21 protein-coding genes are annotated in these 26,272 nt (G+C 68.1%); 11 read left to right on the forward strand and 10 right to left on the reverse strand.

The genetic code is table 11. The features are described from left to right. Nucleotides 1–110 precede the first annotated feature (110 nt). From AC5P5X_RS11505 to AC5P5X_RS11515, 3 genes are read right to left on the reverse strand one after another with little or no spacing between them, the layout of a single operon-like run. Nucleotides 111–731 (reverse strand): thymidine kinase, encoded by a 621-nt coding sequence (locus AC5P5X_RS11505; RefSeq protein ID WP_005411814.1) that lies wholly within the window; start codon nucleotides 729–731, stop codon nucleotides 111–113. 9 nt (nucleotides 732–740) lie between these two features. Then, the gene (locus AC5P5X_RS11510; RefSeq protein ID WP_043035300.1) at nucleotides 741–1,058 is read right to left on the reverse strand and encodes a hypothetical protein; all 318 of its coding nucleotides are present in this window, start codon (nucleotides 1,056–1,058) and stop codon (nucleotides 741–743) included. A gap of 38 nt (nucleotides 1,059–1,096) precedes the next feature. Continuing rightward, on the reverse strand, nucleotides 1,097–1,825 hold the full coding sequence (locus AC5P5X_RS11515; RefSeq protein WP_049418736.1) for an SEL1-like repeat protein: 729 nt from the start codon (nucleotides 1,823–1,825) through the stop codon (nucleotides 1,097–1,099). A gap of 99 nt (nucleotides 1,826–1,924) precedes the next feature. On the opposite strand from AC5P5X_RS11515, the gene AC5P5X_RS11520 reads away from it, so the two are divergent. Both AC5P5X_RS11520 and AC5P5X_RS11525 read left to right on the forward strand, forming a co-directional pair. Next, nucleotides 1,925–3,901, forward strand: coding sequence for a UvrD-helicase domain-containing protein (locus AC5P5X_RS11520; RefSeq protein ID WP_012478687.1), 1,977 nt, complete (start codon nucleotides 1,925–1,927; stop codon nucleotides 3,899–3,901). A gap of 260 nt (nucleotides 3,902–4,161) precedes the next feature. Beyond that, nucleotides 4,162–4,686, forward strand: a complete 525-nt coding sequence (locus tag AC5P5X_RS11525; RefSeq protein ID WP_099526870.1) for a GNAT family N-acetyltransferase — start codon at nucleotides 4,162–4,164, stop codon at nucleotides 4,684–4,686. A gap of 77 nt (nucleotides 4,687–4,763) precedes the next feature. Here the strand turns inward: AC5P5X_RS11525 and AC5P5X_RS11530 are convergent, their stop codons facing one another. Further along, complete coding sequence (locus AC5P5X_RS11530; RefSeq protein ID WP_012478689.1) at nucleotides 4,764–5,417, reverse strand: YceH family protein; 654 nt, start codon at nucleotides 5,415–5,417, stop codon at nucleotides 4,764–4,766. A gap of 101 nt (nucleotides 5,418–5,518) precedes the next feature. On the opposite strand from AC5P5X_RS11530, the gene AC5P5X_RS11535 reads away from it, so the two are divergent. From AC5P5X_RS11535 to plsB, 4 genes are all read left to right on the forward strand, one after another. Then, on the forward strand, nucleotides 5,519–6,442 hold the full coding sequence (locus AC5P5X_RS11535) for a 5'-nucleotidase, lipoprotein e(P4) family (RefSeq protein ID WP_021202272.1): 924 nt from the start codon (nucleotides 5,519–5,521) through the stop codon (nucleotides 6,440–6,442). Further along, complete coding sequence (gene pyrF, locus AC5P5X_RS11540; protein WP_005411820.1) at nucleotides 6,439–7,164, forward strand: orotidine-5'-phosphate decarboxylase; 726 nt, start codon at nucleotides 6,439–6,441, stop codon at nucleotides 7,162–7,164. Before AC5P5X_RS11535 ends, pyrF begins: the two co-directional genes overlap by 4 nt. Nucleotides 7,165–7,588: 424 nt before the next feature. Further along, the gene (locus AC5P5X_RS11545) at nucleotides 7,589–8,542 is read left to right on the forward strand and encodes a hypothetical protein (protein WP_012478691.1); all 954 of its coding nucleotides are present in this window, start codon (nucleotides 7,589–7,591) and stop codon (nucleotides 8,540–8,542) included. Then, complete coding sequence (plsB, locus tag AC5P5X_RS11550) at nucleotides 8,542–11,178, forward strand: glycerol-3-phosphate 1-O-acyltransferase PlsB (protein WP_044569309.1); 2,637 nt, start codon at nucleotides 8,542–8,544, stop codon at nucleotides 11,176–11,178. Before AC5P5X_RS11545 ends, plsB begins: the two co-directional genes overlap by 1 nt. An 88-nt stretch (nucleotides 11,179–11,266) precedes the next feature. Here the strand turns inward: plsB and AC5P5X_RS11555 are convergent, their stop codons facing one another. Continuing rightward, the gene (locus tag AC5P5X_RS11555; protein WP_005407501.1) at nucleotides 11,267–11,470 is read right to left on the reverse strand and encodes a YdcH family protein; all 204 of its coding nucleotides are present in this window, start codon (nucleotides 11,468–11,470) and stop codon (nucleotides 11,267–11,269) included. Between the two features lie 90 nt (nucleotides 11,471–11,560). Here AC5P5X_RS11555 and ttcA point away from each other — a divergent pair, with 90 nt between their 5' ends. Genes ttcA through AC5P5X_RS11570 form a run of 3 tightly spaced genes read left to right on the forward strand, consistent with a single transcriptional unit; the run spans nucleotide 11,561 to nucleotide 14,262 of the window. Next, entirely contained in the window at nucleotides 11,561–12,481 is a 921-nt protein-coding gene (gene ttcA, locus AC5P5X_RS11560) for a tRNA 2-thiocytidine(32) synthetase TtcA (protein WP_171956739.1), read from the forward strand. A 36-nt stretch (nucleotides 12,482–12,517) separates the two neighbouring features. Then, entirely contained in the window at nucleotides 12,518–13,423 is a 906-nt protein-coding gene (locus tag AC5P5X_RS11565; RefSeq protein ID WP_005411825.1) for a recombination-associated protein RdgC, read from the forward strand. 59 nt (nucleotides 13,424–13,482) lie between these two features. Next, entirely contained in the window at nucleotides 13,483–14,262 is a 780-nt protein-coding gene (locus AC5P5X_RS11570) for a M48 family metallopeptidase (RefSeq protein WP_032128692.1), read from the forward strand. Nucleotides 14,263–14,674: 412 nt separating this feature from the next. On the opposite strand, the gene AC5P5X_RS11575 is transcribed toward AC5P5X_RS11570, so the two are convergent. After that, a complete protein-coding gene (locus AC5P5X_RS11575; protein ID WP_049449746.1) occupies nucleotides 14,675–15,541 on the reverse strand; it encodes a methylglyoxal synthase in 867 nt (288 codons plus the stop codon). A gap of 167 nt (nucleotides 15,542–15,708) precedes the next feature. On the opposite strand from AC5P5X_RS11575, the gene AC5P5X_RS11580 reads away from it, so the two are divergent. Further along, a complete protein-coding gene (locus tag AC5P5X_RS11580; protein ID WP_044571112.1) occupies nucleotides 15,709–18,117 on the forward strand; it encodes an ATP-binding protein in 2,409 nt (802 codons plus the stop codon). Here the strand turns inward: AC5P5X_RS11580 and AC5P5X_RS11585 are convergent. The 3 genes from AC5P5X_RS11585 to AC5P5X_RS11595 form a co-directional block, all read right to left on the reverse strand. After that, a complete protein-coding gene (locus AC5P5X_RS11585; RefSeq protein ID WP_012478696.1) occupies nucleotides 18,103–19,548 on the reverse strand; it encodes an FAD-dependent oxidoreductase in 1,446 nt (481 codons plus the stop codon). The genes AC5P5X_RS11580 and AC5P5X_RS11585 overlap by 15 nt on opposite strands. A gap of 84 nt (nucleotides 19,549–19,632) precedes the next feature. Next, entirely contained in the window at nucleotides 19,633–24,087 is a 4,455-nt protein-coding gene (gene gltB / locus AC5P5X_RS11590) for a glutamate synthase large subunit (protein ID WP_111189537.1), read from the reverse strand. Nucleotides 24,088–24,261: 174 nt separating this feature from the next. Further along, nucleotides 24,262–24,651 carry an I78 family peptidase inhibitor gene (locus tag AC5P5X_RS11595; protein WP_005407509.1) on the reverse strand — a complete coding sequence of 130 codons (390 nt, stop codon included), beginning with the start codon at nucleotides 24,649–24,651 and terminating at the stop codon, nucleotides 24,262–24,264. Between the two features lie 111 nt (nucleotides 24,652–24,762). On the opposite strand from AC5P5X_RS11595, the gene AC5P5X_RS11600 reads away from it, so the two are divergent. After that, nucleotides 24,763–25,818 carry a DNA topoisomerase IB gene (locus AC5P5X_RS11600; protein ID WP_005407510.1) on the forward strand — a complete coding sequence of 352 codons (1,056 nt, stop codon included), beginning with the start codon at nucleotides 24,763–24,765 and terminating at the stop codon, nucleotides 25,816–25,818. Here AC5P5X_RS11600 and AC5P5X_RS11605 read toward each other — a convergent pair. Continuing rightward, the gene (locus AC5P5X_RS11605; RefSeq protein WP_005407511.1) at nucleotides 25,796–26,104 is read right to left on the reverse strand and encodes a putative periplasmic lipoprotein; all 309 of its coding nucleotides are present in this window, start codon (nucleotides 26,102–26,104) and stop codon (nucleotides 25,796–25,798) included. The genes AC5P5X_RS11600 and AC5P5X_RS11605 overlap by 23 nt on opposite strands. Nucleotides 26,105–26,272: the final 168 nt, after the last annotated feature.

Raw genomic sequence — 26,272 nt, forward strand, 5'->3', positions numbered from 1 at the left:
CCCACACCGGCCCGCCATCCCACGCAATGCCAGCTCTAGCTGTTGCTGTTGCCGGCCAGCGGCCGGCACTACCGCGGGTGCAGGGCTGTAAGCCCTGCACAAGACCCCCCTTACAGCGGCAGGGGTGCCTGCGCCGGATCGATCCGCCCTTCCCCGCGGGTGATCTTCTTGAACTCGGCACGGCTGACCGACACGTAGCGGTCGTTGCCACCGATCTCCACCTGCGGGCCATCCTTCACTGCATGGCCATGTTCGTCCACGCGCACGGTCATCGTCGCCTTCTTCCCGCTGTGGCAGATGGTCTTGATCTCCTGCATCTCGTCGGCCCAGGCCAGCAGGTACTGGCTGCCCTCGAACAGCTCGCCGCGGAAATCGGTGCGCAGGCCGTAGCACAGCACCGGAATGCGCAGCTGGTCGACCACCTCGCTGAGCTGCCAGACCTGGGTGCGCGTGAGGAACTGCGCTTCATCCACCAGCACGCAGCCCATCGGGCCGTTGGCGGCCAGGTCCTGTTCGACCCAGTGCTGCAGGTCGGTGTCACGGTCGAAGGCCATGCCGTCCGCACGCAGGCCGATACGCGAGGCCACCACGCCGGCGCCGGCACGATCATCCAGGCGCGGGGTCAGGATCGCCACCCGCATGCCGCGTTCGCGGTAGTTGTGCGCACTCTGCAGCAGGGTCGTGGTCTTGCCGGCGTTCATCGCCGAATAGTAGAAATAGAGCTTGGCCATCGGCCAATTCTAGTCGTCCACCGCCTTGTCGTCGCGGACCGCGTCCGGCCGTCCTATCTCGACGCTGGGGGTCAGCGCGGGGCGCCAGTAGTTGTCCTGCAGGCACCAGTAGTCGGCGGCGCGCCAGTAGTCGTTGTCGTAGACGATGCTGCCCGGCGTCACGATGCTGCGCCAGAACAGGTCCGGATGGGCATCGAAGAAGCCTCCGGTCAGGACGGTAGGCGGGATCTGCCGCGGGGCCTCCACCGGGCATTCCCTGGCGGTCACGGCAGCGGCCATCGACAGGCCCAGCAGCAGGCAGAAGCGTGGAGCTTGCTTCGCTTTCATATGATCGCCCTCCTGGCAATGACCATGGAATACGAACGTCAGCGCCCCGCGCCTTCCACGGGGCTGAGTGGGCCGACCTCGACGCTGCGGCCGCGGAACTCCTGTTCCCAGATGCGGTCCTGCATGCACCAGTACGCTGCAGGGTCCCAGTAGGCATCGCGATAGTAGTCATCGCCACGGGTGGGCCAGCCGGCTTCCGGGCCGTCGGACAGTTCCACCTGCAGCATCGAGCTGACCCAGCCGGTACGGCTGCCGGTCATGCCGCTGCGGTCCACGCGCATGGCAGCCTCCATGCGCGGCTTGGCCGTGGCATCGCCGTAGGCCGCATACAGCGCCGGCCCTTCGGCGAGCACCCGTTGCCGCTGCGCGGCATCCAGGCGGTTCCAGTAGCGCTCGCGCTCCAGCAGCAGGTCGCGGTAGCCGCGTTCGGCGGCCAGGTCCATCCAGATGTAGGCCAGCACCGGATCAGGGGCGGTACCCGTGCCTTCCTGGTACATGCGCGCGACCAGCGACTGCGACAGCTTGTCGGCGTGCGCGGCCGCCCGCTTGAAACGCACCAGCGCATGATCGGGCCGGCCCTGGCGCCACGACTGCAGGCCCAGCTCGCGCCAGTGCAGGTCAGGATGAGCCTGCAGGAAGCCCGGGGTCATCAGCGCCGACCGCAACGACGCGCCAGCATCGGGCGCGCAGTCCGCACTGCGGGCAGCCAACGGCGCCAGCAGCAACAGCAGGGTGCCCAGCAGGGCGGCAGAGGCGGTCGGGCGCATGCACCTGGCTCCAGTGCTCCGGTGGCGAATCAATAGCTTAGGAACGGCGTGCATGCAAGTCAGGTCCGCCCGCTGCGGCCCCGCTACAATCCCATTCCCATGCACGGTCTCAATCCCCCCCAAGCCGCCGCCGTCCTGCACATCGAAGGTCCGTTGCTGGTGCTCGCCGGCGCGGGCAGCGGGAAGACGCGCGTGATCGTGGAAAAGATCGCCCACCTGATCGGCAGCGGCCGCTACCCGGCACGCCGCATCGCAGCGATCACCTTCACCAACAAGTCGGCCAAGGAAATGCGCGAGCGTGTGGCCAAGCGCCTGCGCGAGCAGGACGCCGACGAGGTGACCATCTGCACCTTCCATGCGCTGGGCCTGAAGTTCCTGCAGATCGAACACGCGGCCGTGGGCCTGAAGCGTGGCTTCTCGATCTTCGATGCCGATGATGCCGCTGCGCAGATCAAGGACCTGATGTACGGGGCCAAGCCCGACGACATCGAGGACATGAAGAACCTGGTGTCGCGCGCCAAGAACGCCGGCCTGTCGCCCGAGCAGGCGATGGCCGCCGCGCGCAGCAACCGCGAGAAGGAAGCGGCCAGCGTCTACGAGCGCTACCAGCTGCGCCTGACGGCGTTCAACGCGGTCGACTTCGATGACCTGATCCGTTTGCCGGTGCAGATCCTGGAGGAAAATCCGGAGATCGCGCTGGCCTGGCGCGAGCGCATCGGCTACCTGCTGGTGGACGAATGCCAGGATACCAACGACGCGCAGTACCGCCTGCTCAAGCAGCTGGCCGGTGACAAGGGCAACTTCACCTGCGTGGGTGACGATGACCAGTCGATCTACGCCTGGCGCGGTGCCAACCCGGAAAACCTGCAGCAGATGGGGCGCGACTACCCTGCGCTGGAAATCATCAAGCTGGAGCAGAACTACCGCTGCTCCAACCGCGTGCTGCGCGCCGCCAATGCGCTGATCGCCAACAACCCGCATGAGCACCTGAAGAAGCTGTGGAGCGACCAGGCCGACGGTGAACGCATCCGCGTATGGGAATGCCGCAACAGCGAGCACGAAGCGGAAAAGGTCGCGGCCGAGATCGCCTTCGTGGCGCAGTCGCGCAACGTGCCTTGGAGTGATTTCTGCATCCTGTTCCGCGGCAACTTCCAGTCACGGCCGCTGGAAAAGGCGATGCAGCTGCTGCGCATCCCTTACCACCTGACCGGCGGCACCATGTTCCTGGAGCGTCAGGAAGTGAAGGACACGCTGGCCTGGTTGCGGCTGCTGGTGAATCCGGACGACGACACCGCGTTCATGCGTGCGGTGCAGTCGCCCAAGCGTGATGTCGGTGCCGGCACGCTGGCCAGGCTGGCCGAGCTGGCGCAGGAAAAGGACATGCCGATGGCACAGGCTGCCGAGGCGATCGGCGCCCTGCAGCAGCTGCCGCCGCGCGCCGCCAACAGCCTGGCGCGCTTCACCGACATCCTGCGCGACCTGCGCGCGCAGATGCGTCAGGTCACCTCGGGCGACATGATCCGCAAGGTCGCCAAGGAATCGGGCCTGCTCAGCGAACTGCGCCAGCAGGCCAAGGAAGAAGCCAGCTACCAGCGCCGTGCCAACAACATCGAGGAACTGGCACAGTGGTTCGAGGGCGGCCCGCGCGGTGCCACCGCGGCCGACCTGGCCGGCCAGCTGGCGCTGCTGTCACGCAGCGACAAGGACGAGGGCGGCAACCAGGTGCGCATGATGACCATGCACGCCTCCAAGGGCCTGGAATTCCCGTACGTGTTCATCGTGGGCTGCGAGGATGGCGTGCTGCCCCACCAGGTCAGCCTGGACGAGGGCAACCTGCAGGAAGAGCGGCGGCTGCTGTACGTGGGCATCACCCGCGCCAAGATCCAGCTGTGGATGAGTTACAGCAAGCTGACGCGCAAGTTCGGTGAGCATGTGCGGCTGAAGCCGAGCCGGTTCTTCGATGAGATCCCGGCGGAGGAGATCCAGCGTGATGGCGCTGATCCGGTGGCCGATGCGGCGCGCAAGAAGGAACGGGCGAGTGCGGGGTTGGCGGCGATCGAGGCGTTGTTCGACTAGGGCGCTCCAACGGCGCCGCCCCTCCGTGGTGGAGCACGCGTTGGTTCCGCAGTGTGGCCGATCGGGGTGGGTTCGCGGGGGACGCCGTGAACCCGTCCCTGGGGGCTTAGCCGCGCCATCCATGGCGCGGATACCCCCGCGAACCCACCCCGATCGGCCTCTGACAGATGCCGGGCGCTTCCTTCCACGGCAATGCAAAGAAAATCAAAAGCAGCAGCCGGGGTTGAGGCAGAATCGGGGTTTCGGCTGGAGGTCCACCTGTGCAACCGATCGAGAGTGAACGCCTGCGCCTGCGTGCCATCGAGCCTGATCGCGATGCGGCGCCGATGCTGGCGCTGTTGAATGATCCGGGCTTCGTGCGCTTCATTGGCGACCGCAATGTGCGCAGTGAGGAGCAGGCGCGGGACTACATCGCGCTGCGTGTGCTGCACAGCTATGCGTTGAATGGCTTTGGCATGTATGCCATCGAGCGGTTGTCCGATGGTGCCTGGCTGGGCAATGCCGGACTGGTACGGCGTGATGGGCTGCCGGGTCCGGACATCGGCTATGCGGTGCTGTCGGAATTCGCCGGGCAGGGCTATGCCGGTGAGGCGGCGCGGGCAGTGTTCGCGCATGCGCGCGCTGGGCTGGGCCTGCAGGATCTGTATGGCATCACCGATCTGGACAACGTGGTGTCCGGGAAGATCCTGCTGGGGTTGGGCATGCAGGAGCGCGGGGTGATCCAGCTGCCGGGCGTGGACAGCCCGAGCCGGTTGTATGCCACGCCGGGTGCGGCGCAGATCTGACCCCTGATGTTGGTAGGTGCCGACCGTTGGTCGGCACGATTCAGATGCAGTGCCGACCAACGGTCGGCACCCACCCCTCAGCCGCGCAGTTCGGCCAGCTGTGCCTGCAGTTCGGCCACGGCCGCTTCCAGCTGGGCCACGCGCTCGGCCAGGCCCGGGTCGGCTGCATCGCTGCTGCCACCGCCGCTGCTGGCGTACCTGGCCGCCAGCGCCGCACCGTCCACTTCCCCGCACAGCAGGTGCATGTAGCGGTCTTCGCGCTGCCCACTGGCACGCGGCAGCACCACCAGCAGCGCGCGCTGCTGCAGGCGCTCGATGGCGTGGCGGGCTTCGTCGGTGTCGGCGAAGCGGTGCAGGCGCTCGCTGCGCGTGATCAGTTCGCCCAGCGTCTGCGGCCCACGCAGCAACAGCAGCGCCAGCAGCACGGTCTGCTGCCGGGTCAGGTCCAGCGCGGCCTGCAGGCGGTGCTCGTAGCGGTCCGCGCGCGAGGAAAAGTGCTGGCGGGCCAGGCCCAACGCCTCCAGCTGGCGCAGCGCGTGCTGCACGCTGCCGGCGTCGATGTTCATCACCGGCTCGCGGGCAGTCTTCTGGTTGGCAGCCGATTGGGCGGCATTGACCGTCAGTGGATAGGTGTCCGGCGTGGTCGCCTCCTTTTCCACCAGGCAACCCAGCAGGCGGGCCTGCACGGCGTCGAGCAGGGGGACGTCGGGGGTCTGGACGGAATCGGTCATGGCGGCCTCCGGAAGGGCAACGGGTCAACCGCCAAGCATAGCCGTCCCGGGGCCGCCTTTGCCGGTAAAATGCGCCGGTATATCTGATTGCCGGTGAATCCATGCGTCGTCCCGTTTCCCTGTCCCTGACCCTGCTCGCCACTGCGGCGCTGGGCCTGTCCGCCTGCAAGCGCGTGGATGCGCCTGCTGCCGAAGCCGCTGCCCCGGAGGCCCCGGCCGCCGCTGCCAAGGCTGATGGCGCGCTTGATGCGACCGCCAACGACAATCTCAACGCCGTGCTGTGGATGCAGCGCGCGCAGGAGTACAAGGCAATCACCGAGCAGACCTACCGCGCCGCCGCCGACCACCTGGACGCCGCGCTGAAGGAAGCGCACTGGGATGCGCTGGTGCCGGAGGAACGCGGCAACGAGGCCAAGGGCCTGAAGCCGGCCGTGGTGCTGGACGTGGATGAGACCGTGCTGGACAACTCGCCCTACCAGGCGCGCCTGGTGCGCGACGGCAAGGAATACGACGAGCTGAGCTGGGACCAGTGGGTGGCCGAAAAGAAGGCCAAGGCCATTCCGGGCGTGGTCGATTTCGCCAAGGCCGCCAACGCCAAGGGCGTAACCCTGCTGTACATCTCCAACCGCGCCGTGCACCTTAAGGACGCGACCCTGGCCAACCTGCGCGAGCAGGGCCTGCCGGTGGCCGATGACAGCGTGTTCCTGGGCCTGGGCACCGTGGTCGAAGGCTGCGAGCAGGCCGGCAGCGAGAAGAACTGCCGCCGCCGCCTGGCCGGGCAGAAGTACCGCGTGCTGATGCAGTTCGGCGACCAGCTGGGCGACTTCGTGGAAGTGACCGCCAACACCAACGAAGGCCGTGACGCCCTGCTGCAGCAGTACCACGACTGGTTCGGCGAGCGCTGGTGGATGCTGCCGAACCCGACCTACGGCGGTTTCGAGCCGGCGCAGTTCAACAATGACTACAGCCAGTCGCGCCAGGCCCGCCACGACGCCAAGCGCGCTGCCCTGGACTACGCGCCGTGAGCCGCGCGCCGCTGCCGCTGCGCGATGACGAGCGCCTGATCTTCGCGCTGGACGTGCCTGATCGCGCGCAGGCGCTGGAGTGGGTCGACCGCCTCGGCGACAGCGTGGCGTTCTACAAGATCGGCATGGAACTGCTGGCGTCGGGCGAGTACTTCCAGGTGCTGGACGAGCTGGCCCGCCGCGACAAGCGCGTGTTCGTCGACCTGAAGTTCTTCGATATCCCGGCCACTGCCGCGGCGGTGATCAAGCGCCTGTCGCAGTGGCCGGTCAGCTACGCCACCATCCACGGCTGGCACCCGGCGATGATGGAAGCCTGCGCCGCCGCCAACAGCAGCGACATGCGCCTGCTGGCGGTGACCGTGCTGACCTCGATGGGCCGCCCGGACCTGGCGCAGATGGGCATCGACCGTGAACCGGTGGACGTAGTGGTCGAACGCGCGCTGGCCGCGCAGGCGGCCGGTATCGATGGCGTGATCGCCTCGGGCCAGGAAGCCGGCCCGATCCGCGCCGCTACCGGCGCCGGGTTCTCGATCGTCTGCCCGGGCATCCGCCCCGGTGGCCCGGTCGGCGATGACCAGAAGCGTACCGTTGGCGTGGCCCAGGCCTTTGCCGATGGCGCCGATGCCATCGTGGTTGGTCGCCCGATCCGCCTGGCCACCGATCCGCAGGCCGCGGCGCGGGCCATCCAGCAGGAAATCGCGTCGGCGCTGGCTGCGCGCTGAGATTCCGTTGCGCAGGCTGCAGGCCCGAACGCCATCCCGACCCGCGCGGGATGGCGTTTCTGCATCCGTCCACCGAGCGGTTGTGCCCGAATCGCCGCAAAACCTGCCGTAGATTTCATGGCCTCCATGCCAGGCATCAGGACGATCAATAAAATCAATAATTTAGGCCGCACTACGTGAAGTGTTGCCTTAACTTGAGCGGCAGCGTAGGATCGCCGCCATCCGGTCCTCGGGCCGGACATGTGCCACAACACTGTCCACCGGCCCTGCGCCGGTTTGAAGAGCCTGTGATCCCCGTGATCCCGGCTCTTTTTTTATTCCCATCAGTGACTTGCACAAGCAACAGCGGAAACCGTGACGTCCCGGCTTGCCGCTGTCACGTCACAGGCCGCAAGATGCGGACCGGTCCGGGGAGTCCGAGTGCATGAGCGTGGCAGTGCGAGGAAGGTCTGCGCGTGGATGGGGGCTGGCAGCCATGCTGCTGCTGGCCGTGGCGGCGTGTCGTGAATCGGCCCAGGACCCGGCCAAGCCGGCGGCCGAGCCGGTCGCGGCGGTGCAGGCCATGGCGCTGCGCCTGGCCGAGGACGATCTGGTCGGCTATGCAAAGCTGTCGGTACCGCCCAGCCAGTACCAGCGCCTGCAACAGGCCTGGACCGAAGGCCACAGCCAGTGGCCGCTGACCGAACTGCCGCTGGGTGACCAGCTGCTGCCGATGCTGGCCGCACTGCGCAAGCCCAATGCCAGCGCCGAACTGCAGCGCAGCTTCGATCGCCAGCTGGCCGGACAGGCCGGCGCGGTTCGCCAGGCCGCGCAATCGATGGGCAACTTCGGTGTGCAGTACCTTCGCCACCAGAAGGGCTATACGCCTGGGCAACAGGCGCATTACATCGCCCTGGTCGAAACCCTGGCCAGCTGGGCGCAGGGTGCCCCGATCAGTGACCGGGCCCGCGCACGCAGCACCATCGCCGCGCTGGTCGGCGCCGCCAACAAGGTCGGCTTCGACGACGAAGCCGGCCTGCAGGCCGCGGGCATGGAAGGCAGCCTGGCGCAGCTGGCGCCGTTCATCCACACCCTCAAGGCGGTGCTGGGCAGCTACGGGCTGGGCGTGGACGACGCGTTGCGCAGCGTGCGCGGCGAACTGCTGTCGGTGGAAGGTGACAACGCCCTGGTACGCCTGCGCTACGACCTCGCCGGTCGCGAGATGAGCCTGCAGCTGCCGCTGAGCCGCCGCGAAGGCCACTGGTACCTGACCCGCACCCTGGCCGACACCGACGCGCTGCTGCGCAAGGCCGAGGCGGCCCGCGCCGCTGCGTCGCCGTCGCCGGCTGAAGCCCCCGCCGAGGGTGGGGAAGCGGCAACGCCGCCGCCTAAGCCATAATGGCGCCGATGTCGAAACAGAACCCGCTGCCGTTCCCCGGCGAAGAATCCCAGTCGACGCCCGCCGATACGGTGCCGGCGTCCCCCTCGACCGGTACCGGCCCGAACCCGGTACCGCCGCCCGTGCACGCGCGTCCGGCCGGCCGACGCCCACTGTGGGCACGGTTGCTGGGCCGCCTGGTCGAGCCGTGGCTGTCGCTGAAGATCGAGCCGGAAGACCCGGGCCAGTACAACGATGGCCGCCCGGTCATGTACGTGCTGGAAGACTACGGCCTGTCCAACGCGCTGATCCTGGACAAGGCCTGCCGCCAGGCCGGCCTGCCGTCGCCGCTGGTGCCGCTGGCCGGTGACCCGACCGGCCGCAAGCGCGCCTACCTGGCGCTGTCGCGGCGCAGCTCCAGCAATTCGCTGATCCCCGAGCAGCGCGGTGCCAAGACCCATTCCGACTCGCTGGCCAAGGTCCTGCAGGCACATCGCGTGCGCGATGACCTGGACGTGCACCTGGTGCCGGTGTCGATCTTCGTCGGCCGCGCGCCGGACAAGCAGAGCGGCTGGTTCGCGGTGCTGTTCTCGGAAAACTGGGCGCTGGTCGGCCGCTTCCGCCGCCTGCTGGCGGTGCTGCTCAATGGCCGCAGCACCATCGTCCGCTTCGCGCCGCCGATCTCGCTGCGTTCCATCATCGACGAAGGCCTGGAGCCGGAACGCACGGTACGCAAGCTGCAGCGCGTGCTGCGCACCCATTTCCGCCGCATCCGTGAATCGGTGATCGGCCCCGACCTGTCGACCCGTCGCCTGCTGGTGGACCAGGTGCTGGCCGCCGAACCGGTGCGCGAAGCGATCGCCGCGCAGGCCAAGCGCGACAATTCGAAGACGGCCGATGCCTGGAAGAAGGCACACGCCTACGCCTGGGAAATCGCCGCGGACTATTCCAGCCCGGTGGTGCGCTCGGCCAGCTTCATGCTCAGCCACGTGTGGAACCGCATCTATGCGGGCGTGCTGGTGCACCATCTGGACAAGTTCAAGGCCGCCGCGCCGGGTCACGAAGTGGTCTACGTGCCCAGCCACCGCAGCCACATGGACTACCTGCTGCTGTCCTACCTGCTGTACGACCGTGGCATCGTGCCGCCGCACATCGTGGCCGGCATCAACCTGAACCTGCCGGTGGTCGGCACCCTGCTGCGCAAGGGCGGTGCGTTCTTCATCCGCCGCTCGATCCGTGGCAACGCGCTGTACTCGGCCGTGCTCAGTGAGTACGTCGCGCAGCTGGTGGCCGGCGGCTACTCGCTGGAGTACTTCGTCGAAGGCGGCCGCTCGCGTACCGGCCGACTGCTGCAGCCCAAGGGCGGCATGATCTCGATGACGCTGCGTGCGTTCCTGCGCCAGCCGCGCAAGCCGGTGCTGTTCCAGCCCATCTACATCGGCTACGAGAAGCTGATGGAAGGCGGCAGCTACCTGGACGAACTGTCCGGCCGGCCGAAGGAAAAGGAATCGATCTGGTCGCTGCTGTGGGGCATCCCGAAGGTGCTCAAGCAGAACTACGGCCAGGTGGTGGTGAACTTCGGCGAACCGATCGCACTGAACGACGTACTGGCCGAGAAGGCGCCGGAGTGGAAGGGCGAGGCGGTGTCCGAGGACGAGAAGCCAGCCTGGCTGTCGACCACGGTGGACACGCTGGCCGAACGCATCCAGGTGCGCATCAACGGCGCAGCTGACGTCAATCCGATCAACCTGCTGGCGCTGGCCCTGCTGTCCACGCCGAAGCACGCGATGGGCGAGGCCGACCTGATCGCGCAGATCGAGCTGTGCAAGACGCTGCTGGTCGAGATGCCGTATTCGGACCGGGTGACGGTGACCCCGCACTCGCCGGAGCGGATCATCGCCCACGCCGAGGAAATCAACGTCCTCACCCGCATCAAGCACCCGCTGGGCGACGTGCTCAGCGTCAGCGGCGATACCGCGGTGCTGCTGAGCTACTTCCGCAACAACGTGCTGCACCTGTTCACCGCCTCGTCGTGGGTGGCCTGCTGCTTCCAGAACAACCGCCGCATGAGCCGTACCGGCCTGGTCCAGCTGGGCCGCACGGTGTACCCGTTCCTGCAGGCCGAGCTGTTCCTGCCGTGGAGCGAGGACGAATTCGCACAGCGCATCGACCAGACCATCAACGTGTTCGTGCGTGAGGGCCTGCTGCAGAACGTCAATGACGACGACGGCGGCATCTTGGCGCGCAACACCGGGCAGACCGACGAGGTGTTCCGCCTGCGTGCGATCGGCCACTCGCTGCAGCAGGCCTTCGAGCGCTACTACATCGCCATTTCGGTGCTGGTGAAGAACGGCCCGGGCGTGCTGGGCGCGGCCGAGCTGGAAAGCCTGTGCCAGCAGGCGGCGCAGCGTCTGAGTCTGCTCTATGCACCGGCCGCGCCGGAGTTCTTCGACCGCACCCTGTTCCGCGGCTTCATCCAGAAGCTGCGCGAACTGCGCCTGGTGTGGCCGGACGAGAACAGCAAGCTGCTGTTCGACGAGCGCCTGGATGCCTGGGCCAAGGACGCCAAGTTCATCCTCGGCCGCGAGCTGCGCCACACCATCGAACGGGTCAGCCCGGAAGCAGCGCGCCCGGACGAGCCGGCGCCGCAGGATTGAAGGCAGCGCCGGGCCATGCGGTGGGTGTGGACCTTGGTCCACACCTTCCAGCCGTGCCAACCAGGGTTGGCACCCACCAGGACGGTCCTTAGGCCGGTTCGTCGGGAATCTGCAGGCTTTCCAGCCTGGCAATGCAGTCCTTCAACTGCAGCTTGCGCCGCTTCAGGCGCTTGGCTTCCAGCTCGTCCTCGCCGTTGGCGGCCATGCGGGTGATCTGTTCATCCAGCAGGCGGTGCTCGGCGCGCAGGGCGGCGAGGCGTTCGACAATCTCGGCGGGGTCGTAGGTATCCACGGCTTCGAGGATACACAGCGATGATGACCGCCGGGAGAGGGGAATCCCGACCCCCGGCCGTGGCCGCTCCGAGCCGTTAGAATGGAGCCCATGAGTGCCGTGATTTCCCTCCCTGATCCCCAGCCACGCGCCGCCCGCGATCCGCGCGTGGCCGAGCGCGAGCAGCACAAGCTGGCCAAGCGCCTGCGCCGCCAGGTCGGCGAGGCGATTGCCGACTTCGGCATGATCGAGGCCGGCGACAAGGTGATGGTCTGCCTGTCCGGCGGCAAGGACAGCTACACCCTGCTGGACGTGCTGCTGCAGCTGCAGAAGAAGGCGCCGGTGCCGTTCGAGCTGGTGGCGGTGAACCTGGACCAGAAGCAGCCGGACTTCCCCGAGCACGTGCTGCCGGAGTACCTGGCCGGGCTGGGCGTGCCGTACCACATCATCGAGCAGGACACCTATTCGGTGGTCAGCCGGGTCATCCCGGAAGGCAAGACCATGTGTTCGCTGTGCTCGCGCCTGCGTCGTGGCGCGCTGTACAACTACGCCGAGACCCACGGCTTCACCAAGATCGCGCTGGGCCACCACCGCGACGACATGGTGGCCACGTTCTTCATGAACCTGTTCCACCACGCCAAGCTGTCGGGCATGCCGCCGAAGCTGCGCAGCGATGACGGCAAGCATGTGGTGATCCGGCCGCTGGCCTACGTGCGCGAGAGCGACATCGTCGACTACGCGCAGGCACGCCAGTTCCCGATCATTCCCTGCAACCTGTGCGGCAGCCAGGAGAACCTGCAGCGCCGCCAGGTCGGCCTGATGCTGAAGCAGTGGGAGAAGGACCACCCGGGCCGCATCGAGCAGATCGCGCGCGCCATGGGCGAAGTCCGGCCCTCGCAGCTGGCCGACACCACCCTGTTCGACTTCATGGCGCTGGGCCGTCGCGACGACGCGCCGCTGCCCGACGCCCATGCCTGGCTGGCCGGTTCCCCGGCCGACGCCGACGCAGATCCCGAGACGCCCACCGTTTAAGGTCGGTCGCCCTTCCTCTTTGCCATCCGGAATTCCATGTTCTTTCGCAACCTGACGTTCTTCCGTTTCCCGACCACCACCGATTTTTCCGAAGTCGACACGCTGCTGCCGCACGCCCTGCTGAAGCCGGTCGGCGCACTGGAAATGAATTCGCGCGGCTTCATCTCGCCGTTCGGCCGCGAGGAGAAGGAACTGCTCTCCCACCGCATCGCCGAACACCTGTGGCTGACCGTGGGCGGCGAGGACAAGATCCTGCCGGCGGCGGTGGTCAACGACCTGCTCGAGCGCAAGCTGGAGGAGATCGAGGAGAAGGAAGGCCGCCGCCCGGGTGGCCGCGAACGCAAGCGGATGAAGGACGACCTGCTGCATGAACTGCTGCCGCGCGCCTTCGTGAAGTCCTCGCGCAACGACGCCTTCATCGACCTGCAGCACGGCTACGTCGCGGTGGATACCTCCAGCCGCAAGACCGGCGAGTACTTCATGTCCGACATCCGCGGCCTGCTCGGCAGCTTCCCGGCGATGCCGCTGAACGCCGAAGTCGCGCCGCGTTCGATCCTGACCGGCTGGATCGCCGGCGAGCCGCTGCCGACCGGGCTGAGCCTGGGCGAAGAGTGCGAGATGAAGGACCCGGTGGAAGGCGGCGCGGTGGTCAAGTGCCAGCACCAGGAACTGCGCTGCGATGAGATCGACAAGCACCTGGATGCCGGCAAGCAGGTGACCAAGCTGGCGCTGATCTTCGAGGACAACCTGTCCTTCGTCATCGGCGACGACCTGATCGTGCGCAAGCTGAAGTTCCTCGACGGTGCCCTGGACCAGCTGGAGCATGCCGACGAAGACGGCCGCCGCGCCGAGTTCGACGCCCGCTTCGCCCTGCAGAGCGCCGAGATCCGCCGTCTGTTCCTGTTGCTGGAAGAAGCCTTCAAGCTCAGCAAGGCTGACTGAACAGGCAGCCCGACGGCCGCCGGTCATCCGGCGGCCCGAAGCGGCGCTATGCTGGGCGCATGAGCCGTCTGCTGCGCCGCCTGATCAGCCCGACCCCGCCCGCCACCGTACAGCGCGACACCGTTCGCCTGCGCCTGGAGGATGCCGAGATCGAGGTACTGCGCGTGCGCGATCCACGTGCGCGCCGGATCAAGCTGAGCGTGGACGAGCGCGGCGCGCGCCTGACCCTGCCGCCGCGCGCAAGCCTGGTGATGGGCGAACGCTTCCTGGAACAGCACCGCGACTGGCTGGCACTGCAGCTGCGCCAGTACCAGGGCCAGGGCCTGCCGGCACCGCTGCAGCCCGGCGAAGACGGCGTGCTGCCGCTGCGCGGCGAACTGTTGCCGCTGCGCTGGCAGGAAGGCCGCTACGCGCGCCTGGAGATCGACGCGCATGGTGCCTGCGTGCAGTGGCCGACACGTGGTGGTGACGCCACCCTGCGTCGCCTGCTGCGCGAGTTCTACGAAGCACAGACCCGCGCCGACGTCGGCCGCTGGCTGCCGAAGTACCTGCCCACGCTGCCGCGCGCACCCAGCCGCCTGCGATTGAAGGTGATGTCCTCGCAATGGGGCTCGCTCGCCCCCGATGGCAGCATGGCACTGGACCTGGCCCTCGTGCTCGGTCGTTCGGAAGCGTTCGAGTACGTGCTGGTGCACGAGCTCTGCCACCTGATCCAGCCCAACCACTCGCCCGCGTTCTGGCACGAAGTGGAACAACGCTTCCCCGCCTGGCGCGAACAGCGCGACTACTTCCAGCTGGAAGGCCGCCGACTGAAGGCGATGCTGCGGCAACTGCTGTAGCGCCAGCGCTACAGCAGTTGCCCACGTATTCTTCCTCTACCCCCGCCTTCGGCGCGCCCCTTCAACAGAAGGGGCTTTCCTCCAGAGAGTGGGCCGGTCAGTCGGGCAGGCTCGACGCTGCACAGGGTCTGCGCAGAGGATGAGCATTCCCCGCCCTGGCAACGCGCCATGAGCGCGCGCAGCGCGCGACCCGCTCCTGCTCTTCTTTTCTTTCTTCCGTGGTGGGCACAGCGGAATCTGTCCGTGGCCGGGCGGGGTGGGTTGCGCAGGGGCGTGAGCCGCATGGATGCGGCAACCGAGCTTACAAGGACGTACTTGCAGCGACCCTTGCGCAATCCACCCCGCCCGGCCAAGCACGGCTTTGCCTACGGATACCACCCACCACGAGGGGCTCAGCCGTTGGCCGAAATCCTCACCTCGCCCGCAACGCCGCCGCCGCCGCCCAGCGCGCCGCCACCCGCGGCGCCGTAATGCACACCGCCTGGTCGGTCACCGTCGTCACCGCGCGCTCCAGCAGCTGGATATCCGCCTCATGCTGGCGCGCTACGTGCGGATCCTCGAAGAAGATCGCGCGCTGGCAGCGCCCTTCCAGTACCCGGTCGGCAATCTGCGCATCGCCGCCCATCGGGCCGCTCTGGTAGCGCGTCACCCAGGGCGTATCGCTGGGCCAGCCACGGCTCCACGCCAGCTCGTTCAAGCGCTGGCCGGTGGTTCCGGTTGCCACCCGCTCACCGAACCGCGCCAGCACATCGAAGTGCTCATCGGCGAAGGCCAGCATCGCCGGCTTCATCGCGTCGTGCGCGATCAGCGCCAGCGTCTGTCCTTCGAACGCATGCAGGTCGTCGGCGCCAGCATCGGCAGCCAGTCCGGCATGGATGCGTTCCACCTCGATCCAGTCGCGCGCGGTGGCCACGGTGGAAATGAAAGGCTTGCCGTGGATCACGCACTGCCGCTTCAGCGCCGTGGCTTCCGGAAACACCGAGGATGGATCGACCGGATCGATCAGGTAGACCGCGCCATCCAGTGTCCGATCCGGCCCCATGCCAACCACCTCGGCCACCAGCTTCATCAAGCCACCCTCGCGACCATAGGGGTAGCGATGCAGGCCCGCGTATCCGGTCAGGAAGCCCTGACGCTGTATCGCGTCATGGGTGCGGCCGACCGCGTGCAGCGACACGCCCAGCTCGCGCAGGCCGGGTTCGCTGACGCGCAGCCAGCGGAACAGGGCGGCGCGCGCGTCGTGGTGATGGAGACGGTTGGCAGCCAGGCCGATGCGCATCGAATGCTCCGCAGATACGGGTGAAAGCGGCAGTGTATGTCGCCATTCACCTATCTTGGTGTTTTTACAACTTTCTTCATTGCGCTTCGTCCACGCGCCGCTAGCGTAAGAGGCAGCGGTACCGCTGCGCGGCCGTTCATTCCGCCCGCCAGAAGAGGATGCCCATCGTGAACGCCGCTGGCCTGCGTGCCGCCACCGCGGTCGTGGCCGGCCTGCTGTTGCCTGCCCTGGCCGCCGCTGCGGATTGCAGGACGCCGCTGCGCATTGCCTGGCCCGCCGACCGCGCGCCGTTGTCCTCCAGCGAGCAGGGCCAGCCGCGCGGGCTCAGCGCGCAGTACCTGAAGCTGCTGGGCGCGCAGCGACCACTGCAGATGCAGCCATTGCCAACCGCCGCCATCGCCGAGGGAACGGTGCCGCCCGACGTCCAGGCGCTGCTGGGCTGGTCGCGCTCGCAGTTGCCGACGGGGTGGGTGGCCAGTGCGCCCTACGTGCAGCTGCCACAGGTCATTGTGCGGCGCCGGGATGCATCGCCGGTGCTGGGCCTGGAGGCGTTGCGCGGAGGCACCGTGGCCAGTCCCGACCCGCTGTCGCTGGTCGGGGCGCTGACGGAACAGGCGTCTGGCGTGCAGCTGTTGCCCCCCGCCCCCATCGACGACGCCCTGTCACTGCTGGGCACGGGCCTGGTCGATGCCGTGGTCGCCAATCTTGGAGAGGTCGAGGCCGCGTTGCGCCACTATCAGGGCGAGCCGCTGGTAATCGCTGCGCCCGCCGGAATCGACGACGCGCCGGTGCTGGCCACCGTGCCCGCCTGCGCCGACGTCATCCCGGTGTTCGAGCGGGCCGTGTCGCAGCTGACCGCGAACGAACGCGAGGCGATCCGCACGGCCTGGCTGCCGAACCAGCCGCGACACCCGCCCTCTGCGTCCCCCCTGCGCTGGCTGGTGCCGGCCTCGCTGACCCTGCTGGCGCTCATGCTGGTGTACGCCTTCGGCTACTGGCGCGTGCATCGCGAGAGCGAGCGTCGCCGCGTGGCTGCGCAACGCCTGCAGGAGGTGACCTCGAACCTGCCAGCGGTGGTCTATCAGGTGCGTCGCTCTGCCACCGGCCACTACAGCTTTCCCCAGATCGCAGGCGACGTGCAGGCGTTGTTCGGAATCAGCGTGGAAACCGCCCTGATCGATCATCAGCGCCTGCTGGCAGCGGTTCATCCCGACGATCGCTCGCGGCTGATGGACACCGTCGACGCCGCTGCCCTGGCGCGGGGCCCGATCGATGTCACCTTCCGCACGCGCTCGCCACAAGGCTGGCGCTGGGTCCACTCGCATGGACGGCCGCTGTCCCTGGACAGCGGCGACGTCGAGTGGAGTGGCTACTGGATCGACGTAAGCGGAGTGCAGGCGCGCACCCATGCGCTGGCCGAGGCGCGCCGTGCGGCCGAGCAGGCAGCGCTGGCCAAGGCCCACTTCCTGGCGACCATGAGCCACGAGATCCGCACGCCGATGAGCACCCTGCTGGGCATGCTCGAGCGGTTGGAGGGCAGCGATCTGGATCATCGCCAGCAACAGGTGCTGGTGACCGTGGGTGATGCTGCCCAGATGCTGCGGCAGATCCTGGACGACGTGCTGCACAGCCAACGGCTGCAGGCACTGCCGCCGCAGCTGCGACCCACGAGCGTGGCGGCACTGGTGCGCGCGGTGCAGCAGTTGCTGATGCCGGTGGCGGCCAGCCGGGGCCTGCATCTGCGTATCCAACTTGATCCGGAATTGCAGGCCGGATCGCTGGCCGACGGCCTGCGCCTGCGCCAGATCCTGTTCAACCTTGCCGGCAACGCGCTCAAGTTCACCGAGCATGGCGGCGTGGATCTGCAGGTGCAGGTGCTGCAGCAGCACGATCGCGGCCAACGTCTTCGCCTGCAGGTCAGTGACAGCGGGGTGGGCATCAGCCCGGAACGGCAACAGGCGGTGTTCGCTGCCTACACCCAGGCCGAGGCATCGACAACGCGCCGTTTCGGCGGCAGCGGCCTGGGCCTGGCGATCTGCCGTGAACTGGCTGCATCGATGGAAGCAGAACTGTGCCTGCGCAGCGCGCCAGGCAAGGGCACCACCGTGTGGCTGGAACTGGATCTGGACGCCTGTGAGTTGCCTGCCGAGGCATTGCCGCTTCCGGCAGAGGCGGCGCGGCCACTGTCGTCGGCCCGGGTGCTAGTAGCTGAAGATCACCCCACCAACCTGCACCTGCTGGAGCAGCGCCTGCATGATCTGGGTCTGCAGGTGCACGCCTGCACCGATGGTCGCCAGGCCTTCGAGGCCTGGCAGGCGCGGGCGTTCGACCTGGTCATCACCGACTGCCACATGCCGCACATGGATGGCTTTGCCTTGGCACGGGCCATCCGCGCCGACGCCTGCGCGGTTCGCGCGCAGGTCCCGATCATCGCGCTCACGGCCAGCGCGCTGGGTCGCACCCGCGAGGCCTGCCGCGAAGCGGGCATCGATCATTTCCTGGCCAAGCCGGTGGCGGCGCAGGAACTGCGGGGCTTGCTGGCCGTGCTGCTGGCGCCGGAATCAATGCGCCAGTAGGCGGATGATGCTGGCGGCGGCGTCGCGGCCTTCGGCCACGGCGGTCACCACCAGGTCGGCGCCACGCACTGCGTCACCGCCGGCGAACAGGCGCGGGTGCGCGGTCTGGAATGGCAGGCGGTCCTTGCCGCCAGCCACGATGCGGCCGTTGGACCGGCCTTCCACGCCGTGCTCGGCCAGCCACGCCGGCACGGTTGGCGAGAAGCCGAAGGCGATGATCACCACGTCGGCCTCCAGCAGCGATTCGCTGCCTTCGATCGGCACCGCATTCTGGCGGCCATTGGCATCGGGCTCACCCAGCCGGGTTTCGACCACGGTCACGCCGATCACCTCATCGTCGGCGCCGGCTTCGATCGACAGCGGCTGGCGGTTGAACAGGAAGCGCACGCCTTCCTCGCGCGCATTGGCCACTTCGCGCGCGCTGCCGGGCATGTTGGCTTCGTCGCGGCGGTAGGCACAGGTGACCTTGGCCGCGCCCAGCCGCACCGCGCTGCGCACGCAGTCCATGCCGGTATCACCGCCGCCCAGCACCACCACGCGCTTGCCGTTGAGGTCGGGCAGGGCGATGCTGTCTTCCCAGCCGGCAATCGGCCGGCCCTTCGGATCATCGCCGCCGACGATGCGGCTGTTCTGCACCAGGAACGGCAGTGCCGGCAGCACGCCCTTCAGGTCCTGGCCGTCGAGGCCACCGTCGGTATAGCGGTAGGCGCCGGTACCGACGAACACCGCATCGTGGCTGTCCAGCAGCTGCTGCACGCTGAGGTCACGGCCGATCTCCACACCGAGGCGGAACTGCACGCCCATGCCCTCGAGCACTTCGCGGCGGCGGTGGATCACATCCTTGTCCAGCTTGAAGCTGGGAATGCCGAACTGCAGCAGGCCGCCGATCTGCTCATAGCGGTCGTAGACCACGGCGGCAATGCCGGCGCGCGCCAGACGGTCGGCACAGGCCAGCCCGGCCGGGCCGGCGCCGATCACAGCCACGCTGCGGCCGGTCGGCTGCACCGCGCCCAGGTCCGGGCGCCAGCCCGTGGCCAGCGCGGTATCAACGATGTACTTCTCGACCGCGCCGATGGTGACCGCACCGAACTCTTCCAGCGTGCAGCTGCCCTCGCACAGCCGGTCCTGCGGGCAGACCCGGCCGCACACTTCCGGCAGCGGGTTGGTGCTGTGGCACAGCGTGGCCGCTTCGTGGATGCGGTTTTCCTGCACCAGCTGCAGCCACTGTGGAATGGCGTTGTGCACCGGGCACTTCCAGCTGCAGTAGGGGTTGCCGCAGTCCAGGCAGCGACCGGCCTGGTACTGGGCATCTTCCTTACCGAACTTGCCGTACAACTCACCCCAGTCGCCGGACGTGCGCAGTTCCACCGGAATGCGCTGCGGCATGGTGCGGGGCAGGTCGAGGAACTGGAAGGCGTGCTTGCGGCTCATGGCGGGCTCTGTGGTGTTTTGCGGTCGCCGGCCAGCGGCCGGCACTACGTGGTCCTGGGTTGCCGGCAGCGGCCGGCACTACCGTTACGCGGCGCGTCGCAGGGTTTCGGTCAGCGACTCGATGCTGGCGGCCTTCGGTTTGACCAGCCAGAACTTGCCGATGTAATCGCGGAACTCGTCCAGGATCTGCTGCGCCCAGATGCTGCCGGTCAGCTCGCGGTGGCGGCCGATCAGGCGGTGCAGGTGCTGGCGGTAGTTCTCGAAGCCCTCGGCGGAGACGCGATGGATGTCGATCAGCTCGTGGTTGTAGCGGTCGACGAAATCGCGGTCGACGTCCAGCACGTAGGCCAGGCCACCGGTGAAGCCGGCACCGAAGTTCAGGCCGACCTTGCCCAGTACCAGCACCACGCCATCGGTCATGTACTCGCAGCAGTGGTCACCGGCACCTTCCACCACCGCCAGCGCGCCGGAATTGCGTACCGCGAAACGCTCGCCGGCGCGGCCAGCGGCGAACAGCTCGCCACCGGTGGCGCCGTACAGGCAGGTGTTGCCGATGATCGCGGTGCTGCGCGCTTCAAAGCGCGCGCCACGCGGCGGGCGCACCACCAGGCGGCCGCCGGCCATGCCCTTGCCGACGTAGTCGTTGGCTTCACCGTCCACTTCCAGGTGCAGGCCACCGACATTGAAGGCACCAAAGCTCTGCCCGGCGCTGCCACGGAAGCGCAGTTCCAGCGGTGCCTCGGCCATGCCCTGGTTGCCGTGCGCGCGCGCCACCGCACCGGCCAGGCGCGTGCCGATGCTGCGGTCGGTGTTGTGGATCAGGAAGCGATGCTCGCCACCGCGCTTGTGTTCGATGGCCGGCGCCAGCAGGCCATCCATCTGCGTGGCCAGGCCGTCCGGCGATTCGTACAGGCGCTGGGCGGCGCAGTGGCTGCCTTCGTAGCGGGCATCGGCCAGCAGGCGCGACAGGTCCACGCGCACGCCGTCACGCGGCGCGGCCTCGATCTGCCGCAGCAGGTCGGTACGGCCGACGATCTCTTCCAGCGAACGTGCACCCAGGTACGCCAGCCAGCCGCGCACTTCCTCGGCCAGCAGGCGGAAGAAGTTCTCCACGCGTTCGGGCTGGCCGGTGAAGTGGTTCTCGCGCAGGCGCTCGTCCTGGGTGGCCACGCCGGTGGCGCAGTTGTTGAGGTGGCAGATACGCAGGTACTTGCAGCCCAGCACGATCATCGGCGCGGTGCCGAAGCCGAAGCTGTCCGCGCCGAGCAGCGCGGCCTTGACCACGTCCAGGCCGGTCTTCAGGCCACCATCGGTCTGCAGCAGGGTGCGCCCGCGCAGGTCGTTGGCCAGCAGCGCCTGGTGCGCTTCGGCCACGCCCAGTTCCCACGGCACGCCGGCGTAGCGGATCGAGCTGACCGGCGAAGCACCGGTCCCGCCGTCGTGGCCGGAGATGGTGATCAGGTCGGCACCGGCCTTGACCACGCCGGCGGCGATCGTACCCACGCCGGCATGGCTGACCAGCTTCACCGACACCAGCGCGGTCGGGTTGACCTGCTTGAGGTCGTAGATCAGCTGCGCCAGGTCTTCGATCGAATAGATGTCGTGGTGCGGCGGCGGCGAGATCAGGCCGATCCCAGGCCGGGCATAGCGCAGGCGCGCGATCAGTTCGTTCACCTTGTGGCCCGGCAGCTGGCCGCCCTCGCCGGGCTTGGCGCCCTGCGCGACCTTGATCTGCAGCACTTCGGCGTTGACCAGGTACTCAGCGGTGACGCCGAAGCGGCCCGAGGCGACCTGCTTGATCTTGCTGCGCTTTGCGGTGCCATAGCGGGCGGGATCCTCACCGCCTTCGCCGGAATTGCTGCGGCCGCCGAGGCGGTTCATGGCAATGGCCAATGCTTCATGTGCTTCCGGCGACAGTGCGCCCAGGCTGATCGCCGCGGTATCGAAGCGCGGGAACAGGGTACTGGCCGGAGCCACCTCGTCCAGCGCTACCGGCGTGGCCGCCGGCACCAGTTCCAGCAGGTCGCGCAACGCCGACGGCGGCCGTGCATGCACGGCATCGCAGTACTGCTGCCAGGCACGCGGGTCACCGCTGCGCGCCGCGCGCTGCAGGGTGGTGACCACGTCCGGGTTGTACATGTGGTACTCGCCGCCGTGCACGTACTTCAGCAGGCCGCCTACGTCCACGTCCTGCTGCGCGTCCCAGGCCTGCGCGCACAGCTCGCGTGCGTCGGCATCCAGGCGCGCGAAGCCAGCGCCACCGATGCGCGAGGCCGTATCCGGGAAGCACAGGTCCACCACTTCCGGTTCCAGGCCGATGATCTCGAACAGCTGCGCGCCGCGGTAGCTGGCCACGGTGCAGATGCCCATCTTCGAGATGATCTTCGACAGGCCCTTGTAGACGCCCTTGCGGTAGCGGCGGCCGATCTGCGACTGCTCACCGCCCTTGCTGAGCTTGAGGATGCCGCGACGGCCGAGGTCGAACAGGGTCTGATAGGCCAGGTACGGGTACACCGCGGTGGCACCGAAGCCGAGCAGGCAGGCCATGTGGTGCGGATCGCGCGCAGTGCCGGTCTCGACGATCAGGTTGACGTCGCAGCGCAGGCCCAGCCGCGACAGGTGGTGGTGGATGGCGCTGGTGGCGAGCAGGGCATGCACCATCGGGCGTCCGGCCACCGGGTAGCGGTCGGACAGCAGCAGCATCACCATGCCATCGCGCGCGGCCTGTTCGGCCTCGGCACAGATGCGCTCGATGCCGGCGCGCAGGCCCTCGTCTTCGCTGTAGGACAGATCGAGCAGGCGGTTGGCCTGCACGTACTGCTCCATCTTCAGCAGCTGGCGCAGCTTGCGCTGGCTCAGCACCGGCGAATTGAGGATGACGTGGTTCACCGTCTCCGGGCCAGCATGGAAGATGTTGGTCTCCTTGCCGAGCTGGGTGGACAGGGACATCGCGCAGTCTTCGCGCAGCGGATCGATCGGCGGGTTGGTGACCTGCGCGAAGGCCTGGCGGAAATAGTCGTACAGCGGGCGGCTGCGCTGGCTCAGCACCGCCATCGGCGTGTCATCGCCCATCGAGCCAGTGGCTTCCTGCTCGGTCTCGGCCAGCGGACGCAGCACCTGCTCCACTTCCTCGCTGCTGAGCTGGTAGAGCTTGTGGTAGCTGCGCAGGGTGCCTTCGTCGAAGGGTTCCTCCACCAGCGACGGGTCGATCAGTTCGGTCTGCAGGTAGGTCACGCCCTGCTGCAGCCACTGCTTGTACGGCGCACGGCCACGGTTGATGCGGTCGACCGCGTCGGAGTCGAGCAGGTCGCCGCGCTTGAGGTCGATCGCGATCATCTCGCCGGGGCCGAGCTTGCCCTTGCGCACCACGCGCTCGGTCGGCACTTCCCAGACGCCGGCCTCGGAGGCGACCAGGAAGTGGCGGTCGGCGGTCAGCATCCAGCGCGCCGGGCGCAGGCCGTTGCGGTCCAGCGTACACACCGCATAGCGGCTGTCGCAGGCGACGATGCCGGCCGGGCCATCCCACGGCTCGCTGTTCAGGCCGTGGAACTCGTAGAACGCGGCCAGGTCCGGGTCCTTGAACTCCAGCGACTGGGTGGCGGGCGGCACCAGGATGCGCAGCGCCTGGATCAGCTCCATGCCACCGGCGACCATCAGCTCCAGCATGTTGTCCAGGCTCTGCGAATCCGAACCGTGCATGGAGATGACCGGGTCGAATTCACCAATATCGAAGCGCGGCGTCTTCCACACCTTGCTGCGCGCCTGCGCCCAGCGACGATTGCCCTCGATGGTGTTGATCTCGCCGTTGTGGGCGAGCATGCGGAACGGGTGGGCGAGCGGCCAGCGCGGCAGCGTGTTGGTCGAGAAGCGCTGGTGGAACACGATCGCGCTGGAGGCCAGCTCGCGGCGCTGCAGGTCCGGGAAGAAGCGGCTGAGCTTGTCCGGCAGCACCATGCCCTTGTAGCTGATCGCATCCGGGGTGAGGGTGGTGACGTAGAAGTCGGCGTGTTCGCGCAGCTGCTGTTCGCTGCGGCGACGGGCCAGGAACAGCGCCAGTGCGAAGCCGGCATCATCCTGGCCAACCCCGGCATCGACGAACACCTGCTCGATGCGCGGCAGCGTGTCGCGCGCCAGTTGGCCGCAGACGCTGTCGTCGGTCGGTACCTCGCGCCAGCCAGCGACCTTGCAGCCCACCGCTTCCACCTGCGCCTGCAGCTGCGCGCGGCAGGCCTGCGCAGCGTCGGCGTCATGCGGCAGGAATACCAGGCCGGCGGCGAAACGCGCGGCGGTGGTGATGCCGGCTTCGCTGGCCAGCAGTTTCAGGAACGCATCGGGGCGGCGCAGCAGCAGGCCGCAGCCATCACCGGTCAGGCCATCGGCGGCGACACCGCCACGGTGGGTCATGCGCGAAAGCGCGGCGATGGCGGTATCAACCAACAGGCGCGATGGTTGATCGTCGAGCTGGGCGACCATGCCAAAGCCACAGGCATCGCGCTCGGAGCGCGGGTCGTAAAGCCCTTGGCGGTTGCGGGGGGCCATCTCTACCTCGATGCGTATAGGGTTGGCGGCGACACTCGTCCCCGCTCATTCCCTGGAGCGCATCGTGAGGCCACCGGATGCCTCGACTAGATCACAGGTTGCTGCAACGCCGCAATACACGGTTGCAGGTGCAACGGAACGCGCCGGCAACCCAGTGCCGGCGCGGGGCGGGACTCAGCCGCAACGCACGCCGCTGACGGCGCCCTTGTCGTCCACTTCGATGTTCAGGCGGTCGCCGAGGAACTCCATCGTGGCCACATCATTGGGCTTGAGTACGCGCACCTGGCTGGCGCCTGCATCTTCCTGTGCCTGCTTGCCGAGGGCATCGGTGTAGGCCTGGCCGACCAGGCTCTGTACCTGGCTGGCATCGCAGGTGCCGACCGGCGGAGCCTCGGTGGCCTTGCCGGCGTCGTCGGCCGGCGCCTTGGCTGCTTCGGCGGCCTGCTGGGCGTGGGCGGTGGCCGAATCCTGTTCATCCAGCGCCGGTGCCTGGCAGGCGGTCAGGGCCAGCACGGCCGGCAGCAACAGGGCGGAGAGCGAACGGGCGCGAATCGGGAACGACATCATGACTCCGGAAGGGGTTGTGAAGACCCGAGCATAGCGGCGAACCGGCCCTCACGTGTTTGTCTTGTGTTATCGACAGGATCGCGGCATGGCGACGGCGACACTGGAGACATGCCAACTCCCTCCACCCCCGAACGACAGGCAGCGCGCGCGGCCGGCCTGCGCTATGTCGACGACACCCAGCCGGGCATCAGCCGGCGCCGCGCCGGCAAGGGCTTCAGCTACCGCGATGCTGATGGCCACGCGATACGCGACGCCACCACCCTGCAACGCATCCGCGCACTGGCGATCCCACCGGCCTACACCGCGGTGTGGATCTGCGCCCATGCCAACGGCCACCTGCAGGCCACCGGTCGTGATGCGCGCGGTCGCAAGCAGTACCGTTACCACCCCGATTGGGCCAGGGAGCGCGATGCCGGCAAGTTCGATCGCATCATCGCCTTTGGCGAGGCATTGCCTACTCTGCGGCGGCGGCTGTCGCGGGATCTCAAGCGCCCCGGTTTCCCGAAGGAGAAGGTGCTGGCCATGGTGGTCGCACTGTTGGCGGACACGCTGGTGCGGGTCGGCAATGAGACCTATGCGCAGCAGAACCGTTCGTTCGGACTGACCACACTGCGAAACCGGCATCTGGAGCTGCTGCGCGGTGGCCGCGTGCGCATGCGCTTCCGCGGCAAGTCCGGGCAGCTGCAGGAGGTCACCGTGGGCGACCGCAGGCTGGGGCTGCTGGTGCGGCGCCTGCAGCAGCTGCCGGGGCAGGCCCTGTTCCAGTACCGCGATGACGACGGTGCGCTGCAGCCGGTCGACTCCGGCGCGGTGAACGACTACCTGCGCGAGGTGATGGGCGAGGACTTCACTGCCAAGGATTTCCGCACCTGGGGCGGGACGGTTGCGGCGGTGCAGGCGTTTGCCGCCACCGAACTGCCGGAACCGGCCAGCCAGCGCGCACTGGCGCAGGCGCAGCGCGCGGTGGTGTGCGAAGTGGCGTCGCTGTTGGGCAATACCCCGGCGGTGTGCCGCAAGGCCTATATCGACCCCTGCGTGTTCGCCGGCTGGGAGCGCGGCGAACTGGCCACGCTGGCCGGCCTGCGTGGGCCGCGCCAGTGGGAACAGGCGACCCTGCGCGTGCTGCGCAGGGCGCGCCGGCTCAGCCGCAGTAGATCGCGGTGATGTTGTTGGTGCGGCCCTTTTCGATGGTCAGGCGGTCGCCGCCTTCGCTGGCCGGCGGCACCCGCGGGCCGTCGTGGCGCAGTACCCGTACGTGCAGGCTGTCGCTGTCCACCCGTGCGCGTGCGACGGTGGCGTCCGACGCGGCCAGGCCAAGTGCGCCGCGCACCCTGTCGCTGTGGCACTGGCCGGAAATCACACCGTCGATCGGCTGTACCTGGGCCACCGGTGTGCTGCTGCAGGCGGCGAGGGCAAAGCAGACGGCGGCGGTGGCGATGGCGTGTTTCATGGAGGCGTTCCTTGTGTGATTGCGTGCAGGGTGCGACGGCGCACGTGGTGGCGGAATGAATGCCGTGCACATCATGGACACGGCGCGCTCACTGCCGCCAACAGCAGGGGTGGAGACACTGCAGGAGCGGCGGATGCCGCCCCCGGTACTGCGGCGCATGCGCCCGGT

Source organism: Stenotrophomonas sp. YJH_SMC_91 (assembly GCF_059368495.1).

Coding starts and splice junctions, on each gene's coding strand:
- gltB (WP_111189537.1), bottom strand. CDS start 24,087: ATGGCCCCCCGCAACCGCCAAGGGCTTTACGACCCGCGCTCCGAGCGC.
- AC5P5X_RS11505 (WP_005411814.1), bottom strand. CDS start 731: ATGGCCAAGCTCTATTTCTACTATTCGGCGATGAACGCCGGCAAGACC.
- AC5P5X_RS11545 (WP_012478691.1), top strand. CDS start 7,589: ATGAGCGTGGCAGTGCGAGGAAGGTCTGCGCGTGGATGGGGGCTGGCA.
- AC5P5X_RS11605 (WP_005407511.1), bottom strand. CDS start 26,104: ATGAAACACGCCATCGCCACCGCCGCCGTCTGCTTTGCCCTCGCCGCC.
- AC5P5X_RS11600 (WP_005407510.1), top strand. CDS start 24,763: ATGCCAACTCCCTCCACCCCCGAACGACAGGCAGCGCGCGCGGCCGGC.
- AC5P5X_RS11585 (WP_012478696.1), bottom strand. CDS start 19,548: ATGAGCCGCAAGCACGCCTTCCAGTTCCTCGACCTGCCCCGCACCATG.
- AC5P5X_RS11570 (WP_032128692.1), top strand. CDS start 13,483: ATGAGCCGTCTGCTGCGCCGCCTGATCAGCCCGACCCCGCCCGCCACC.
- plsB (WP_044569309.1), top strand. CDS start 8,542: ATGGCGCCGATGTCGAAACAGAACCCGCTGCCGTTCCCCGGCGAAGAA.
- AC5P5X_RS11575 (WP_049449746.1), bottom strand. CDS start 15,541: ATGCGCATCGGCCTGGCTGCCAACCGTCTCCATCACCACGACGCGCGC.
- ttcA (WP_171956739.1), top strand. CDS start 11,561: ATGAGTGCCGTGATTTCCCTCCCTGATCCCCAGCCACGCGCCGCCCGC.
- AC5P5X_RS11510 (WP_043035300.1), bottom strand. CDS start 1,058: ATGAAAGCGAAGCAAGCTCCACGCTTCTGCCTGCTGCTGGGCCTGTCG.
- AC5P5X_RS11565 (WP_005411825.1), top strand. CDS start 12,518: ATGTTCTTTCGCAACCTGACGTTCTTCCGTTTCCCGACCACCACCGAT.
- AC5P5X_RS11530 (WP_012478689.1), bottom strand. CDS start 5,417: ATGACCGATTCCGTCCAGACCCCCGACGTCCCCCTGCTCGACGCCGTG.
- AC5P5X_RS11520 (WP_012478687.1), top strand. CDS start 1,925: ATGCACGGTCTCAATCCCCCCCAAGCCGCCGCCGTCCTGCACATCGAA.
- AC5P5X_RS11535 (WP_021202272.1), top strand. CDS start 5,519: ATGCGTCGTCCCGTTTCCCTGTCCCTGACCCTGCTCGCCACTGCGGCG.
- AC5P5X_RS11595 (WP_005407509.1), bottom strand. CDS start 24,651: ATGTCGTTCCCGATTCGCGCCCGTTCGCTCTCCGCCCTGTTGCTGCCG.
- AC5P5X_RS11515 (WP_049418736.1), bottom strand. CDS start 1,825: ATGCGCCCGACCGCCTCTGCCGCCCTGCTGGGCACCCTGCTGTTGCTG.